General features: G+C 65.0%; 13 protein-coding genes. 7 read left to right on the forward strand and 6 right to left on the reverse strand.

Annotated features, from left to right (window positions below; all coding sequences use genetic code 11):
* Positions 1–19: 19 nt before the first annotated feature.
* From GGR43_RS11245 to GGR43_RS11255, 3 genes are all read right to left on the reverse strand, one after another.
* Positions 20–967, reverse strand: a complete 948-nt coding sequence (locus tag GGR43_RS11245; RefSeq protein WP_188072055.1) for a cupin domain-containing protein — start codon at positions 965–967, stop codon at positions 20–22.
* A gap of 1 nt (position 968) precedes the next feature.
* Positions 969–1,859 (reverse strand): fumarylacetoacetate hydrolase family protein, encoded by an 891-nt coding sequence (locus tag GGR43_RS11250; RefSeq protein ID WP_188072056.1) that lies wholly within the window; start codon positions 1,857–1,859, stop codon positions 969–971.
* Between the two features lie 241 nt (positions 1,860–2,100).
* Entirely contained in the window at positions 2,101–4,419 is a 2,319-nt protein-coding gene (locus tag GGR43_RS11255; RefSeq protein WP_188072057.1) for a TonB-dependent receptor, read from the reverse strand.
* A gap of 320 nt (positions 4,420–4,739) precedes the next feature.
* On the opposite strand from GGR43_RS11255, the gene GGR43_RS11265 reads away from it, so the two are divergent.
* Positions 4,740–6,215: a lignostilbene-alpha,beta-dioxygenase gene (locus tag GGR43_RS11265; protein ID WP_188072059.1), complete on the forward strand. Its 1,476-nt coding sequence runs from the start codon at positions 4,740–4,742 to the stop codon at positions 6,213–6,215.
* Between the two features lie 246 nt (positions 6,216–6,461).
* On the opposite strand, the gene GGR43_RS11270 is transcribed toward GGR43_RS11265, so the two are convergent.
* Genes GGR43_RS11270 through GGR43_RS11280 form a run of 3 tightly spaced genes read right to left on the reverse strand, consistent with a single transcriptional unit; the run spans position 6,462 to position 9,082 of the window.
* Positions 6,462–7,124, reverse strand: coding sequence for a TetR/AcrR family transcriptional regulator (locus GGR43_RS11270; protein WP_188072060.1), 663 nt, complete (start codon positions 7,122–7,124; stop codon positions 6,462–6,464).
* Positions 7,117–7,623, reverse strand: coding sequence for a flavin reductase family protein (locus GGR43_RS11275; protein ID WP_188072061.1), 507 nt, complete (start codon positions 7,621–7,623; stop codon positions 7,117–7,119). Before GGR43_RS11275 ends, GGR43_RS11270 begins: the two co-directional genes overlap by 8 nt.
* A gap of 10 nt (positions 7,624–7,633) precedes the next feature.
* Positions 7,634–9,082: a 4-hydroxyphenylacetate 3-hydroxylase N-terminal domain-containing protein gene (locus tag GGR43_RS11280; protein WP_188072062.1), complete on the reverse strand. Its 1,449-nt coding sequence runs from the start codon at positions 9,080–9,082 to the stop codon at positions 7,634–7,636.
* Positions 9,083–9,185: 103 nt separating this feature from the next.
* Between GGR43_RS11280 and GGR43_RS11285 the strand changes: the two genes are divergently transcribed.
* From GGR43_RS11285 to GGR43_RS11310, 6 genes are all read left to right on the forward strand, one after another.
* Positions 9,186–10,745, forward strand: a complete 1,560-nt coding sequence (locus tag GGR43_RS11285) for an FAD-binding oxidoreductase (protein ID WP_188072063.1) — start codon at positions 9,186–9,188, stop codon at positions 10,743–10,745.
* Between the two features lie 110 nt (positions 10,746–10,855).
* A complete protein-coding gene (locus GGR43_RS11290) occupies positions 10,856–12,130 on the forward strand; it encodes an MFS transporter (protein ID WP_188072064.1) in 1,275 nt (424 codons plus the stop codon).
* Complete coding sequence (locus GGR43_RS11295; RefSeq protein ID WP_188072065.1) at positions 12,130–12,855, forward strand: sulfite exporter TauE/SafE family protein; 726 nt, start codon at positions 12,130–12,132, stop codon at positions 12,853–12,855. Before GGR43_RS11290 ends, GGR43_RS11295 begins: the two co-directional genes overlap by 1 nt.
* Before the next feature lie 124 nt (positions 12,856–12,979).
* A complete protein-coding gene (locus GGR43_RS11300; protein WP_188072066.1) occupies positions 12,980–14,551 on the forward strand; it encodes an FAD-binding oxidoreductase in 1,572 nt (523 codons plus the stop codon).
* Positions 14,548–14,934 carry a c-type cytochrome gene (locus GGR43_RS11305; RefSeq protein ID WP_188072067.1) on the forward strand — a complete coding sequence of 129 codons (387 nt, stop codon included), beginning with the start codon at positions 14,548–14,550 and terminating at the stop codon, positions 14,932–14,934. Before GGR43_RS11300 ends, GGR43_RS11305 begins: the two co-directional genes overlap by 4 nt.
* Positions 14,931–15,401, forward strand: coding sequence for a hypothetical protein (locus tag GGR43_RS11310; RefSeq protein WP_188072068.1), 471 nt, complete (start codon positions 14,931–14,933; stop codon positions 15,399–15,401). Before GGR43_RS11305 ends, GGR43_RS11310 begins: the two co-directional genes overlap by 4 nt.
* The last annotated feature ends 11 nt before the right edge of the window (positions 15,402–15,412 follow it).

Below are 15,412 nucleotides of genomic sequence, written 5' to 3' on the forward strand. Positions count from 1 at the left end.
GGAAAATTCGGTTCGCTCGTCAAGAATGCTCTTCCCGCAGCCAGCCGAGCTTGGCGAAGACGGGCTCGTCGGTGACGCGCAGCAGCACCGCCTCCTCCGCCGCGCGGTGGAGGAAAGGCCGCCAGGCGGGCACCGCGATGGTGTCGCCGAATGCCCAGTCCAGCGTCTCGCCGTCGATTTCGGTGACGCCGCTGCCCTTCACCACCGCATAGATATTGTTCGCCGTGGTGCGCAGCGGCGCGGTCGCGCCGCCGGCCGGGATGCGCAGCATGTGGAGGCCGATGGTGTCGAGCTTTTCCGGCCCCAGCTCCACCGAAACCACCTGGCCGGCCCCTGCCCTCGCCTGAGCGGCGTCGAGCGCTGCCAGCGTATCCTCCCAGCGGAAGGCGATGGGCGCCTGCTCCAGCCGCTCGACCTCCGGCTCCAGCCCCTGCCGATGCGGCTCGTAGAACATCGGTTCCAGCAGATGCACCAGCGGCACGTCGAGGAAGTCCATCCAGTAGCAATCTTCATCGCCCTCATTGGCATGGGAATGCCATGCCCAGTTGGGCGTCAGCAGCACGTCGCCGGGGCGCATCTCCACCTGTTTGCCGTTGACGATGGTGGAAGTGCCCCGGCCTTCGAGGATCAGCCGCAGCGCGTTCGGCGTGTGGCGATGGGCGCGGGCGACCTCGCCGGGGCGGACCATCTGATAGGCGGCCACCAGCGTCCGCACCGTGGGATAGATATTCCCCTCGACCGGGTTGAACATGGTGAGGTTGCGCCGCTCGGCAAATTCGGTGTCGACCAGTTCCCCCGCCCGGTCGAGGATCGGCTTCACATCCGCATAATGCCAGACATGGGGCAGGAAATTCCTCTTCTGCTCGCGCCACAACGCCGGGAAGCGGCGATGCCAGCCGCCTTCCATGTTGAGGTCGGTGAACGCCTGATAGAGGGCGTTGAGCGAGTCCATGGGCCGCGCCGTCATCTCAGTTCTGCTTGACGATGGGCGGCACATAAGGCTGGGCGAAGGGCTCGCTCATGCCCAGTTCGCCCTGCACCACATCGACAGACATCTCACCGATTTGGTCGATGGCGATGCGGATGCGGTCGCCCGCCACCACCGGGCCGACGCCTTCGGGCGTGCCGGTCGCGATGATGTCGCCGGGGTAGAGCGTCATCACGGCGGAAGCCATTTCGACCATGCCCGGAATGTCGAGCACCAGATCGCGGGTATTGGCCGACTGGCGCAGTTCGTCGCCGACCCACAGCTTCATGCCGAGCTGGTCGGGATGCTCGATCTCGTCGGCGGTGACGATCCACGGACCGACGGGGCAGAAGCTGTCATAGGCCTTGCGGAAGACGCGCTCCTCGCGCCCGCGCACCACCATGTCGAGCAGGCAGGCATAGCCGAACACCGCCTCGCGCCAGTCCTCGCGTTTCAGGCCGCGCACCTGCTTGCCGATGATGATCGCCAGCTCGCTTTCATGATGCACCTCGCGCCCCGGCACATTGGGCAGCACCACCGGATCGGCGGGGCCGGAGAGCGACGAGCAGGGCTTCAGGAAAAAGCCCTGGTTGGTGGCGCGATATTGCGCCTGCATTTCCTTGCCATGGGCATGATAGTTGACCGGATAGGCGATGACCTTGTTCGGCCACGGCACCGGCGTTTCGAGGCGAACGGCGGCGAGCGGCTTGCGCGGCGCGCTTTCCAGCGCCGCCTCGATCTCCGCCCTTTTCGCGTCGAAGTCGCGGATCAGGCGCAGCACGCCGGTCGCGGGCCATTCCGCCGGATCGACCCCGGCGATGCCCGTGATATCCGCGATCTCCTGATCCAGGACGATGCCTATCCTTCCTCCGTCAAATCTTGCCAGCCGCATTGCTCGCCTTTCGTTTAGTTCTGTCTAATAGAATATAGTTCTATTATATAGAGAGAATCAGATGAAATCAATTGTATTCACGCCTCGAAAGGCAGGATTTTTGCCGTTCGGCGGCGGGAGCAGAGGCCCGCCCCAGCCCCAACGGGAAACGCGGGCAGCCGGAGAGCCACCCGCGTTTCCTGTCCGAAAGAGGATCGGAAGGAGGGATCGTCGCCAATCCCCTCCCCCGGCCTTTTCACACTCAGAAATGGACGCGGAAGCGCGCGCCATAGGTGCGGGGCGGAGCGATATCCATCGCGTTGAAATTGGCGATGAACGGATATTGCTGCGTGCCGGTATAGACCGCCTTGTCGCCGATATTGCGCATGAACAGCTGAAGCGACCACGCATCGTCCGGCGCGCGATAGGTCAGGTTCGCGTTGAACAGCGCATAGGCCTCGCCCCGCGCATTCTGCGAGAATTCGGCGCTCAGCCAGCGCGCGGACGAGAAGCTCATGTCGGGGGAGAACTCGATTTCCCCGCCATTCGCCAGTTCGAACGTGTGGCTGTAGCTGACCGTGCCCGACCATTTCGGCGTGCGCGGCAGCTGGAAGCCATCGCAGCTCACGTTCCAGAAGCCGACCTGCGCATTGCCGCCGGTGACCGGCGTCACCGCGCAGGTCGTCGTCGCGCCGGGGTTGCCCGCCGTGTAGCGGCGATAGCTGAAGTCCTTGTACTTGCTCTTCACATATTCGACCGCGACCCGGAAATTGTCGAGCCGGGTAGGACGCAGCGTCAGGTCGACGCTCGCGCCCTTGGCGACCGCCTTGCCCGCGTTGAACAGCGAGGAAACCTGCGCGCCGCCGCGATCGAGCTGGGAGAAATTCTCCTGCCGGTCGCGATAGTCCATGTAGAAAAGCTCGGCATTCAGCTGCACCAGGCGGCCGAAGAAGCGGTTCTTCGATCCGATGGTGTAGGCGGTCACGTCCTCCGGCTTATAGGGGTCGATGTCCGCGTTGGACTGGCCGCCCGACTTGAAGCCGGTGACGACGCTGGCATAGAGCATGCTGTCGCGCGCGGCGTCGAATTCGACACCGACCTTGTAGTTGACGCGGTTGGCCGAATAGGTGCCCTGCACATAGGTGCCCGCCGCCGTCAATATCTCGCAGCTGCCGCCCGGACCGCTGCCGCCATTGGGGCAGGCGCTGCTGCCCGAATGGGCGTAGCGGTGCGCGTCCACCTTCTTGGTTTCGTCGGTGTAGCGCAGGCCGCCGGTCACGCGGAAGAAATCGGTCAGCGAATAGGTCGCCTCGCCGAACACCGCATAGGCGCGGGTGTTGAGATCGGCGATGAACGCCGTGTCGGATGCGCGGCCGATGCGCACTTCGTTGAAGCTGTCCTGATCCTCGTTGAAGAAATAGCCGCCGATCACCCATTTCAGCGTGTCGGTGGCGTTGCCGAGGCGGACTTCCAGCGTCTGCGCGTCGGAGCTGGACGGCTTGCCGTCATAGGGGTTGACCGTGGTGAAGCGCATCGCCGGGTAGGAATTGCTGGCGAGCACGACCCGCTGATAGGCCGGGATGACGGTCAGCGTGGCGGGCCCCAGATCCCAGTCGAGATGCGCGTTGACGCCCCATACGTCGACATCCTGATAGGCGGTGCTGGTGTCGATCGGGTAGATGCCCGGAGGCGCCGTGACCTGCGAGATCAGGCCGTTGAGCGTGTCGTTGATCGAGGTCCAGCGATCGCCGGGGATGATCGGGCCGGCGTTGACCAGGCCGGGCGCGACCGGCGCGGTGCGTTCATAGACCACCTTGCCGGGGCCCTTGCCGCCCAGATGCTGGTAATTGAGGCCGAAGCGGATGGTGACGTCCTCATTCGGCTCCGCCTTGAGCTGGAGGCGGAAGGAATGATGCTTGTCGTCATCGGTGCCGTCGCTGATATAGCCGTCGCGCGACACGCCCTGGAAGGACGCGCGCAGCGCGACCTTCTCGCCGATCGGAACGTTGAGCGCGCCTTCCGCGCTGAAGCCGTTATAATTCTGGAAACCGGCGGACATATAGCCGCCGAACTCGCCCAGACGCGGCTGCACCGGAATGATGTTGAGCGCGCCGCCGGTGGCGTTGCGGCCGTAGAGCGTGCCCTGCGGCCCCTTCAGCACCTCGACCCGTTCCAGATCGAAGAAGGTGCCCGCGACATATTGGGTGCGCGCGGCGAACACGCCGTCGAAATTCTGCGCGACCGCCGAGTTGCTGTAGGACGTGGTCGAAAAGTCGCCCGCGCCGCGGATGTAGATCTGGAGCGCGGTGCCGCCCTGCGTGATCTGCACGCCCGGCGCGATTCGCGCGATGTCGGTGGCCTGCGCCACGCCCGCCTTGGCCAGCGTGTCGGCGGACAGCACGTCCAGCGAGAGCGCGGCCTTTTGCGAGCTTTCCTGACGGAACTGCGCGGTGACGACGATATCCTGCACATCGCCCTGGTCGGCGGGCGCGGCGCCTTCCTGCGCCTGCGCGGCGGCGGGCATCATCGCAACCGCCGAAACCCCGATCAGAAACTGTGCCAAACCAAGCTTGGAACGCATGAATTCCTCCCCAAAAACCCGAATAAATCCCACCGTTGCGGGAATCCCACTTTGCATTCGTTCTTTCATACAGAACGATGTTCTTCTAATTGCAATGACCCGCAATGTCAATCAGGCTGGCATTCCGATCGTCATCCTATTGAAACTGCTGTTGAATTTCGATCATCCGATGATTTTCGCCATGGTTCTTCCCATATTCCTGCTGGAGAAGCTGGACTTTTGCGTCGAATAATATAGAATACCGTTCTGTAATATAGAACACCACCCGCATGAAGCGCCGTCATCCGGCGGCGACCGATGCAGGGCATCAGGAGACAGGCATGACGACTTTCCCCGATACCCCCGCCTTCACCGGCTTCAACACGCCTTCCCGCGTCGAGGCCGATGTGCAGGACCTCAACGTGGTGGGCGAGATTCCGAAGGAAATGCACGGCGCCTTCTATCGCGTTCAGCCAGAGCACCAATATCCGCCGAAGCTGGGCGACGATATCGCCTTCAACGGCGACGGCATGATCTCCATGTTCCGGTTCAGGGACGGGCGCGTCGATTTCACCCAGCGCTGGGCCAAGACCGACAAGTGGAAGCTGGAAAACGCCGCCGGAAAGGCGCTGTTCGGCGCCTATCGCAATCCGCTGACCGACGACGACTCGGTGAAGGGCAAGATTCGCGGCACCGCGAACACCAACGCCTACATCCACGGCGGACGCCTCTATGCGCTGAAGGAGGACAGCCCGGCGCTGGTGATGGACCCGGTGACGCTCGAAACGCGGGGCTACACCGATTTCGACGGCAAGATGAAGGGCGAGACCTTCACCGCGCACCCCAAGACCGATCCGGCGACCGGCAATCTCTGCGGCTTCGGCTATGCGTCCAAGGGCATATTGACCCGCGACATGACCTATTACGAGATCAGCCCCGAAGGCGAGCTGCTCTACGATGTGTGGTTCGAAACGCCCTATTATTGCATGATGCACGATTTCGCGATCACGCCCGATTATGCGCTGTTCTCGGTCATGCCGATGACGAGCAGCTGGGAAAGGCTGGAGGCGGGCAAGCCGCATTTCGGCTTCGATACCTCGCTGCCCACCTATCTGGCGGTGATGCCGCGCAAGCCCGGCACCACGGCGGACGACATACGCTGGTTCAAGGGCGGCAACTGCTTCACCGCGCATGTGATGAACGCGCATCAGGACGGGTCGAAGCTGGTGCTCGACCTGCCGGTCGCGGCCAACAACATGATGCCCTTCTTCCCCGACATCAACGACGCGCCGTTCGATCCGGTCGCGGGCAGCACCTATCTCACCCGCTGGACCGTCGACCTCAACCAGAATGAGGAGGAATATCGTTCCGAGCGCCTGTCGGACATGATCGGCGAATTCCCGCGCATCGACGACCGCTTCGCCGGAACCAGGAACCGCTATGGCTGGATGGTCGTGATCGATCCATCGCAGCCGGTCGAGCTGAAGGGCGGCAGCGCGGGCGGCTGGGTGATGAACACGCTGGGCTTCGTCGACCTCGAAACCGGCGAGGAGCAGAAATGGTGGGCCGGGCCGGTGTCGAGCATCCAGGAACCCTGTTTCGTGCCGCGGTCGCCCGATGCGGCGGAAGGCGACGGCTGGATCGTCATGGTCTGCAACCGCCTCGAAACGCGCAGCAGCGACCTGCTGATCTTCGAGGCGACCAACATCGCCAAGGGGCCGATCGCGACCATCAACATCCCGGTGCGCCTGCGCTTCGGCCTGCACGGCAACTGGGCCGACGCGTCGCAGATCAAGGCGCTCGATCAGGCGGCCTGATCGGGGAGAGAATGAGGAAGGCCGGGTTGGGGACCGCCCCTGCCCGGCCTTTGTTTTTGGCGGTTATAGGGTGGCTTTTGGGCCAGATGGCGGACCTTAGCCTTCATCGTCACCCTGAACTCGGTTCAGGGTCCATTTCACCGGATTGAGCGGAGGAGTGTGGGGCTTGATGGATGCTGAAACAAGTTCAGCATGACGACTGGGTTATGGCAGCCAACCATCCCTAACCGGCCCCGCAAACCCCCGTTATCGCCCCGTCAATCCATCGCTGACGAAATCGGCGAGAATGTCCGCCGCCTGGTTCCAGTCCAGCGCGTCGAGGTCGAAGTTCATCGCGCTCGCCAGCCGGCCCGCCTGCGTCTGCGGATAGAGATAGACGCCCAGCACCACGTTCATCGCGAGGAAGAAGCGCTGTTCGTCCATGCCGGGCAGCGCCCGCCGCAGCAGCGCCGTGACGCGCGAGCGCACCGGCGTCACCAGCGAGCGGGCGATCCCCTTCGCCTCTTCCGATGGATCGGTGAGCGCAAGGCAATAGATCTGGTGGCTCTTGCGGGTATCGCCGTCGCCGGCGCTCTTGCCCATGGCGGAGCTGAAAAAAGCCCTGACGATCGACCGGACGCTCAGGTCGCCGGTCCGTTCCAGTTCGTCGAAACGGTCGTTCTGCAAGCGGTGGACCGGATCGAAATGGCGCCGGAACACCTCCTCGAACAGGTGGCGCTTGCTGGTCCAGTTGCGGCTCAGCGAGGCGAGGCTGGTGCCCGCCTGCGCCGCGACCGCCCGGATGGTGCAGCGGTCATAGCCATGGGCGATGAACTGGTCGTCCGCCGCCTGGAGGAAGCGATCGCGGCTGGAACCGGCGCCCGTGCGCGCGGCCTTGTCCTTCTCCGCCGCTGCGGGCGCGTCAGCCATCGAAGCTGATCCGGCCATAGCGGCCGTCGACATAAGCCAGCGGCGCGCGGCTCTCGCCCAGCACCACCTTTTCCACCACGCCCCTGATAATCATGTGACTGCCAAACGGCTCCGCCTGATCGATATGACAGAGGATGTTTGCCACAGCGGACGGGATGATGGGAAGCCCCCCTTCGTCCCTCTCCCAGCCGATGGCGGAAAAACGCTCGTCGGCCGGGGCGAAGACGAAGGCGTGGCAGGCCGCCGCATCCTCCCACGCCATGATGTTGACCGAAAAGCGGCCACGCGCGACCAGCGGCTCGCACAGCGAGGCGCTGCGGTTCACCGCCAGCAGCAGCGAGGGCGGCTCCATGCTCAGCGACATGAACGCCGTCATCGCGATGCCGCGCGGGCGACCTTCCCCGTCGCTGGTGGCGACGATGGCGACGCCGCTCGCCAGCCGCCGCATCGCCCCGCGAAAGGCCAGGTCGAGCGGCGGCGGACCGGGAACGGTGGTCATTCCCCGCCCCTTATTCGGGGATGATGCCGGATTTCTGCATGAACTCGCGCACCTGCCCCCATTCGCCGTCGCGGCGCGCGACCATATGGTCGCCGATGCGGGCGCGGGTCTGGCTGGTGAGATAGAACATCTCGTAAAGCTCGATGCGGCTGCCGAGCGCGGACCCGGCGAAATCCCACGCCGTGCGCATGATCCGCGCGCGCTCCTCGGCGGGCATGCCGTTGGAGCCGGGCAGATATTTGCGCAGCAGGTCGCCGATCTCCGGATTGTCGAACAGCTCCAGCGACGGTGTCGCCAGCAGGTTGTGCGAGCCGATCGCGCGGATGATCTGGTTCACGCGCGTCATCCAGCCCGGCATCACGCAACGCAGCACCGAAATGTCGCGATGGGGGAACACGGCGCCCGCGCCCCAGTCATGCGCGCGGTCCTCGGCGGCGTGGATCACCGAGCGGGTGAGCGAGAGATAGGAGTGGATCTCGCCCAGCATCTCGCCCACGTCCGGGCGGCCATGGCTGTTGGTGACGGTGGCGATGCTGGAGCACAGGTCATAGGCGAATTCCAGCTTCACCATCGCGCGGATCGCCGTCTGTTGCAGCGTGTTGCCCGGCGACACGCCCTGATTGAGCGTATTGTAGACATTGAGGTCGCCTTCGCAGAACACGCGCTCATAGGGCACTTCCACATCGTCGAAGATCACGAACGCGTCCTGCTCGTCGAAGCGGGAGGAGAAAGGCGCGTCGGCGACGCTGAGGTCGCGGCCATAATGGTCGCGGCAAATCTGGATGACGCCCTTGGTGTTGACCGGGATCGAGAAGATCAGCGCATATTGCTCCGCCCCCGACGGGATCGGCGCGGACGAATAGACATAGAGCTCGTCGGCGAGCGGGCCGAGCGTCGCCAGCACCTTGCCGCCGCGCACGATGATGCCGTTCTCGTTGCGACCGACGACGCGCAGCGTCAGGTCGGAATTCATGCCCGCCAGATCGCCCACGCCCTTGTCGATATTCGCATGGACGATGGTGTGGGTCATCGACAGATCGCCCTCGATCACTTCGCGATGGAATTTGCTCAGGCGCTCATGCCCCTCCGGCTTGCCCCGCGCCCAGATATCGCTGCGCGCGGTGTGGCCGGACAGCACGACGTTCACATAATCGGGCGTGCGGCCGAGCATGCCGTAGGAATAGCGCGACAGCCGCTCCAGCCCGCGATGGCGGATCTGCAAATCCTCCTTCGACTTGGGGAGCATCAGGCTGACGTTCATCTTCTCGCCGGGGCGTTCGGGATCGTCGACCAGGCACTCGTCGGCATATTGGTGCTGCCAGTCGAAATAGCCGGCCATGCCGTCCACCGAACCGGCCAGCAACGGGTCCTCCGCAACAGCGACCTTCCTGTTGCCCAGCCAGACGATGCGATCGTCCTTCAGCCCGGCCTTATATTGCTCTCCAGTACGTGCGGTCATTGTCAATCCCTCCAAGACATGAAAACATCTGTATTCACACGGAGGTCGATTCGCAATATAAAATGCAACATCGTTCTGTCTAAAAGAATTATAGGGGATAGCCATGTCTGACAAGGATGCCGGTTTTCACGCGACGGCGCGGCGGTTCACGGCGCTGCTCGGCGCCGATGCGGTGCATGTTGAAGGCGCGTATTTCGATGAGTTCCGCGATCCGTTCGAAGGCCCCGCCGCGACCGGGCACCGCCCTTCCCTCGTGCTGCAACCCGACAGCGTGGAGCAGGTGCAGGCCGCCGTGCGGGCGGCGGCGGAACTGGGCGTGCATCTGTGGACATCCTCGATGGGGCGCAATTTCGGCTATGGCGGATCGGCTCCGGTCGAAAATGGCGCGGTCGTCCTCAACCTGCGGCGGATGAACCGGATCCTCGACATCGATGCGCGGCAGGGCTTCGCGCTGCTGGAACCGGGCGTGACCTTCCACCAGCTCTACGAAGCCCTGCGGCGGGAGGATATTCCGCTGATGATGTCGGTGCCCGACCTCGGCTGGGGCAGCATGATCGGCAATGCGCTGGAACATGGCTATGGCTATGGCGTGCTGGGCGACCACGCCTCCGCGCTGTGCGGGCTGGAGGTGGTGCTGGCCGACGGCGAGCTGCTGCGCACCGGACAGGGCGCGATCACCGGCAGCCCGCTCTGGTCCTGCCACCGCCGCGGCTTCGGCCCGGCGCTCGACGATCTGTTCAAGCAATCGGGCTTCGGCATCGTCACCAAGGCGGGCGTCTGGCTGATGCCCCGGCCGGAGGTGATCATGACCGGCACCATCCGCTGCCAGGGCGAGCAGGATATCGTGCCGATGATCGACATGGTCCGCCCGCTGCTGCGCGAGGATATCGTGCAGGGCGTGCCGATGATCGTCGGCACCCCCGCCCCCACGGACGACGAGGCGGAGGATGCGGGGCAGGCGCCCTTCACGCTGCGCAACCTGCGGCAGGTGCTGCGGCCGGGCCGGTGGAACATGCGGCTGGGCCTTTACGGGCGGCGCGAGATGGTGGCGACGCGGCTCGCGCTGCTGGAACGCGCCGTCGCTGCCCTGCCCGGCGCGGAGCTGGAGATGCGCAGCTATGCGGGCGACGCCGGACCGGACGAGGTGGAGCCGCGCGACCTCATTTCCGCCGGTATTCCCAATATGGTGCTGCTCGACCGGCTGAAGGCGGTGTTCGGCGACAGCCTCGGCCATATGGATTTCTCTCCCGTCCTGCCCTTCACCGGCGAGGCCGCGCTGCGGGCGGAACGGACGGTGCGGGCGATCACGGCGCGCCATGGGCTGATCGGCCCCTTCGGCCTGTTGCTGGGCAGCCGCTCGATGGTGAGCGCCAGCATGATCCTGTTCGACGCCAGCGACGCCGCCCGCGTCGCCGCCGCGCGCGAGGCGGTGCGGGAACTGTACGACGAGGCCGCGACATGGGGCTGCGCGCCCTATCGCGCCCATGTCTCGCTGGTCGATCATGTCGCGGCGAAGTTCGACTTCAACGATCATGCGCTGGGCCGGACCTACAGCCGGATCAGGGACGCGCTGGACCCGGCGGGCCTGCTGTCGCCGGGCAATCATGGCATCTGGCCGTCACGCCGCAGCCAGTCGATTGACAGGCAAGATCATGTCAAATAAAAGAACATCGTTCTATTCAAAAGAATGGCCTTCCGACTCCATACCGGGCCGGGCCAGTGGGAAAAATCCGGGGCCGGGCGGCCCTTGCCGAGATGAATGAGGAGAAGGCTATGACGGGCGGGGATCGGGTAGCGATCGGCCAGATGCGGCGCTACGCATGGATGAACATCATCGCGGGCTTCCTGATATGGGGCATCGCGCTGGCGGGCGTGTCGATGATGATGCCCATCATGTACAACACCATATCGCAGGACATGGGGTGGACTGTCACGCAGACCACCAGCTTCATGGCGATCAAGTCCGCCGTTTCCGCGCTGGGGGGCCTGTTCGCGGGCGGGCTGTTCGTCAAATACGGGCTGAAGCGGGTGTTCGTGCCGTCGGTCGTCATCGTCGGCCTGTCCACCTGCCTGCTCTATTTCGTCAACAACCTGCCGGTCTATTATGTGCTGGCCGCGATATCCGGCTTCGCCTCGATCCTCTGCCTGATCGCCATCCAGGTGACGCTGGCGCAATGGTATTCGGCCAGCCTCGGCCGCATCACCGGCATCGCGATGCTGGGCGGCGCGGTGGCGGGCGCGATCGTGCCGATGGCGACCAGCTTCGGCCTTCAGCATTATGGCTGGCATGCGACGGCGGCGATCGGCGGTGTGATCGTGCTCGTCTTCCTGACGCTGGCGGTGCTCTTCCTCGTCCATGAAACGCCCGAAGCCTACGGCTATACCGCCGAGGAGCTGGACCCCGGCCGCAACAAGGCGGCTCCCCTCCCCGGCCAGCCGGTCGACCATGGGCCGGATTTCAAATCCTTCCTCAAGACCCCGCAATTCGCGCTGCTGATCCTCGCGACCGCGCTGTCGGGCGTCATCAGCAACGGCATCAACGAATATATCCCGCTGTTCATCGAGCGGCACACCGACCTCGGTTCCTATGTCGCCGCGCTGGGCTTCACCATCGTCATCGTCATTTCGGGGCTGGGCAAGATCCTGTTCGGCTGGGTGTTCGACCGCTTCTCGACCAGGGGCGTGGCACTGTGCTGGGCGGTATGCGGCGTCGCGGTGCTGCTGACCTTCCCGGTCGCAGGGTTCGCCACCTTCCTCGTCTTCACCATCGTGCGCGGCATCTCGCACGGCGGCGTGGTGGTGCAGGCGCCGGTGCTGGCGCGCCATATCTACGGCGTCAAGTCGCTGCCGCAGGTGATCTCGCTGCTCAACGCCTCGTTCCACCTCGGCGCGTCGGCGGGCATCGCGGCGATCGGCGTGGGCGTGGACCTGAGCGGCGGCTTCACCCTGCCCTTCGTCGCGGTGGCGGTCATCGCCTTCCTGACGGCGGTGCTGGGCCTGCGCTTCGTGCCGAAATACTGGATCGGTTATGCCCCGAAAGGCGCATAGTGGGCGAGGTCGAGCGCCTGCTGATCCTCTCCGCCGCCAGCTTCCTCGCCTCGTTGCTGAGCGCCTGCTTCTCGGTCGGCGGCGGATATATACTCTTCGGCGCGACGACATGGCTGCTGCCGCTGCAAAGCGCGATCGCGTTGCAGTCGGTGCTCTCCTTCGGCTCGCTCTTTTCCCGCACCCACGCCTTCTGGCGGGAGATAGACTGGCCGATCGTGCGCCGGTTCACCGCCGGATCGCTGGCGGGAATCGGCATCGGCCTCTGGGTGTTCACCAGCGCGCCCGCGCACATGCTGGCGCTGCTGCTGGGCGTGCTCCTGCTGCTGCTGGCCTGGGCGCCCGCGCTGCGGCTGCGCCTGCCGGAAGGGGGCTCCTTCTTCGCGACCGGGATCGCCCATGCGGTGACGGCGACCATCTTCGGCCTGGGCGCGATATTGCAGCCGGTGCTGCTGCGCACCCGGTTGTCGCGCACCGCCATCGTCGGCACCTTCGCGACCTGCATCATCCTGCTGGAGTTGCTGCGCACCGGCGGCTATTTCGCGGCGGGCTTCGATTACACCCGCTACTGGCGGGAAATCCTCGCCGCTACCGTCACCGGCCTTGCCGGAACCTATATCGGCAAGCGCATGACGCCGATGGTTTCGGAAACCGCCTTCCGCTTCGTGATGCGGCTGTTCATCTCGGTGCTGGGCATCCGGTTCCTCGTGCAGGGGATGGGCCGATGACGGCGCCGGTGATGTTGACAGGCCCGGCTGCTTTTCATAAATTTCAGAATACTGATCTTTCAGACAGAACGAGCGCTCGCGACACTCCTATGAGCAGCACGCCGCTCGACCATCGGGAGTGAACATGGCCACCACATTTCCCCGCAAGCTCGGCGGCGGCGCCTTCGAGCAATCGCTGAAGGAATTCCGCGCCATCGTCGGCGATCAATGGGTGCTCAGCGGCGAGGAGGATCGCCAGAGCTATATCGATCCCTATGCGCTGGGGGACGGCGCCGATCACGACTGCTCGGCCGTCATCGCCCCCGCCTCCACCGAGGAGGTGCAGGCCGTGGTGCGTGCCGCCAACCGGCACAAGGTGCCGCTCTGGCCGGTCGGGCGCGGCAAGAATCTGGGCTATGGCGGCGCCTCCCCCGCCGAGAAGGGGAATGTGATCCTCGACCTCAGCCGGATGAACCGCATCCTGGAGGTGAACGAGCAATACGCCCATTGCCTGCTGGAACCGGGCGTCGGCTTCTTCGACCTCTATTATCATCTTCAGGAAAAGAAGATCCCGCTCTGGATGTCCGTGCCCGGCAACAGCTGGGGCAGCGTGATCGGCAATGCGCTGGATCGCGGCATCGGCTACACCCCCTATGGCGACCATTGCGAGCAGATTTGTGGGCTGGAGGTGGTGCTGCCCGATGGCGATATCGTCCGCACCGGCATGGGCGCGCAGGACGGATCGCGCGGATGGCAGCATTATAAATATGGCTATGGTCCCGGCTGGGACCAGATGTTCTTCCAGTCCAATTTCGGCATCGTCACCAAGGCGGGCCTCTGGCTTCAGCCGGAGCCGGAGATGACCGCGAAGATCGAGTTGGCCTTCCCCCATTTCGACGACGCCGCCTGGGCGATCGACATCCTCGCCGACCTGCGCCGCCGCGACGTCATCCAGCATAATATCGTGTTCGGCAGCCCGGTGCGCGCCGCCTCCACCATGTCGCAGCGCGCCGACTGGTATGAGGGCGAAGGCGCGATCCCCGACAGCGTCAGCGAAGAGATGATGAAGAAGCTGGGCCTCGGCTGGTGGAATGCGAAGATCAATCTCTACGGCCATGAAGGCATCGTCACCGCACAGGTCGCGCTGATCCGCAAGCTGTTCGAGCCGCGCCTGGGGAAAAGGTTGGAATTCCAGTTCTGGCGCAAGGGTGAGCCGCTGGAAAAATCCGCGCAGGGCGTGCCCACCACCATGGGGCTGCAATGCGTCAACTGGTATGGCGGGCGCGGCGGGCATCTGAGCTTCGCGCCGGTGATGCCGTCCGACGGCAAGCTCGCCCTCGCCTATGCGAAGAAGATCAAGGCCTATTATGAGGAAATCGGGCAGGATTATTATGCCAGCTTCACCATCGGGCGGCGGCATATCAACAATGTCAGCCTGATCCTCTACAATCGCGACGACCCGGCGATGGTTGCGCGGGCGGACAAGCTCTATCGCCACCTGCTCGCCGAGGCTGCGGGGCAGGGCTTTGCCGAATATCGCGGCCATATCTCCTATATGGATGCGGTAGCCGACACCTTCGATTATGGCGGCCATGCGCTGCGTCGCCTCAACGACAAGGTGAAGGCGTGCCTCGACCCGCACAACATCATCGCGCCGGGGCGCAACGGCATCGGCTCCGCGCCGGGGGCCGTTGCCAACACGGGAGACGCCCGATGAAGCGTCTCTTTCCCGCCGCCGCGCTGCTGCTGGCGCTCGCCGCCTGTTCGGGCGGCAAGAGCGAGGCGCCAAAGGGCGGCAAGGACGTCTCGCCGATCGTCACCGCCACTTTCGGCCGGGATTCCAGCGACGCGGGCGAGCGGCTGTTCGGCGAGAAATGCGCCTTCTGCCATGTCGGCAAGAGCACCGGCGCGATGATGCTGGGCCGCCGCCTGGACGAAAGCCAGCCCGCAGAACTGCACAAGCGCAAGGATCTTTCCGCCGATTATGTGAAGCAGGTGGTGCGCGCGGGCATGAACAACATGCCCTATTTCAACCGCATCGAGCTGCCCGACGATCAGCTCGACACGATCGCCGCCTACCTCGCACGGAACAGCCAATGAGCAGGATCGCCCGCCGCACCCTGCTCAAGGGCGCCGCCCTGCTGCCGGCCGGGCATCTGGCGGGCGCGTCGCCCCTCCCCGCCGCCGGGCGGGAGCGGCCGCGCTTCATCATCGACCACCGCCTGCCGGAGGCGGACCATATCGCCGCCCGCGCCCGCGCGCAGGGCTGCCCGGTCGCCGACCCGGAAGGCGAGATCATCCGCCTGCTGCTGGACCGGCGCGACCCGTGGCTTTCCGCCTCCGGCGCGATCATCGGCCTGACCGGCTGGTCCGACCTGATGCTGGCGCAGGACGCGCTGCGCATGGCCGGGCGGCCGCTGCTTCACGCCTCCGCCCTGCGCGACGGCCGGGAGGAGCAGCTGATCGGCCGCGCGGACAGCCGCGCCGGGGCCACGCTCGCCAGCCTGCTGGGCGGCGAGGACATGCGCCGGCCGGCGCGCACGACAAGCTTCGTCTGGGCGGCCTGACATGGCCCCCA

This window comes from Sphingobium jiangsuense (assembly GCF_014196495.1).
Classification (GTDB): Bacteria; Pseudomonadota; Alphaproteobacteria; order Sphingomonadales; family Sphingomonadaceae; genus Sphingobium; species Sphingobium jiangsuense.

Coding starts and splice junctions, on each gene's coding strand:
- GGR43_RS11245 (WP_188072055.1), bottom strand. CDS start 967: ATGACGGCGCGGCCCATGGACTCGCTCAACGCCCTCTATCAGGCGTTC.
- GGR43_RS11250 (WP_188072056.1), bottom strand. CDS start 1,859: ATGCGGCTGGCAAGATTTGACGGAGGAAGGATAGGCATCGTCCTGGAT.
- GGR43_RS11255 (WP_188072057.1), bottom strand. CDS start 4,419: ATGCGTTCCAAGCTTGGTTTGGCACAGTTTCTGATCGGGGTTTCGGCG.
- GGR43_RS11265 (WP_188072059.1), top strand. CDS start 4,740: ATGACGACTTTCCCCGATACCCCCGCCTTCACCGGCTTCAACACGCCT.
- GGR43_RS11270 (WP_188072060.1), bottom strand. CDS start 7,124: ATGGCTGACGCGCCCGCAGCGGCGGAGAAGGACAAGGCCGCGCGCACG.
- GGR43_RS11275 (WP_188072061.1), bottom strand. CDS start 7,623: ATGACCACCGTTCCCGGTCCGCCGCCGCTCGACCTGGCCTTTCGCGGG.
- GGR43_RS11280 (WP_188072062.1), bottom strand. CDS start 9,082: ATGACCGCACGTACTGGAGAGCAATATAAGGCCGGGCTGAAGGACGAT.
- GGR43_RS11285 (WP_188072063.1), top strand. CDS start 9,186: ATGTCTGACAAGGATGCCGGTTTTCACGCGACGGCGCGGCGGTTCACG.
- GGR43_RS11290 (WP_188072064.1), top strand. CDS start 10,856: ATGACGGGCGGGGATCGGGTAGCGATCGGCCAGATGCGGCGCTACGCA.
- GGR43_RS11300 (WP_188072066.1), top strand. CDS start 12,980: ATGGCCACCACATTTCCCCGCAAGCTCGGCGGCGGCGCCTTCGAGCAA.
- GGR43_RS11305 (WP_188072067.1), top strand. CDS start 14,548: ATGAAGCGTCTCTTTCCCGCCGCCGCGCTGCTGCTGGCGCTCGCCGCC.
- GGR43_RS11310 (WP_188072068.1), top strand. CDS start 14,931: ATGAGCAGGATCGCCCGCCGCACCCTGCTCAAGGGCGCCGCCCTGCTG.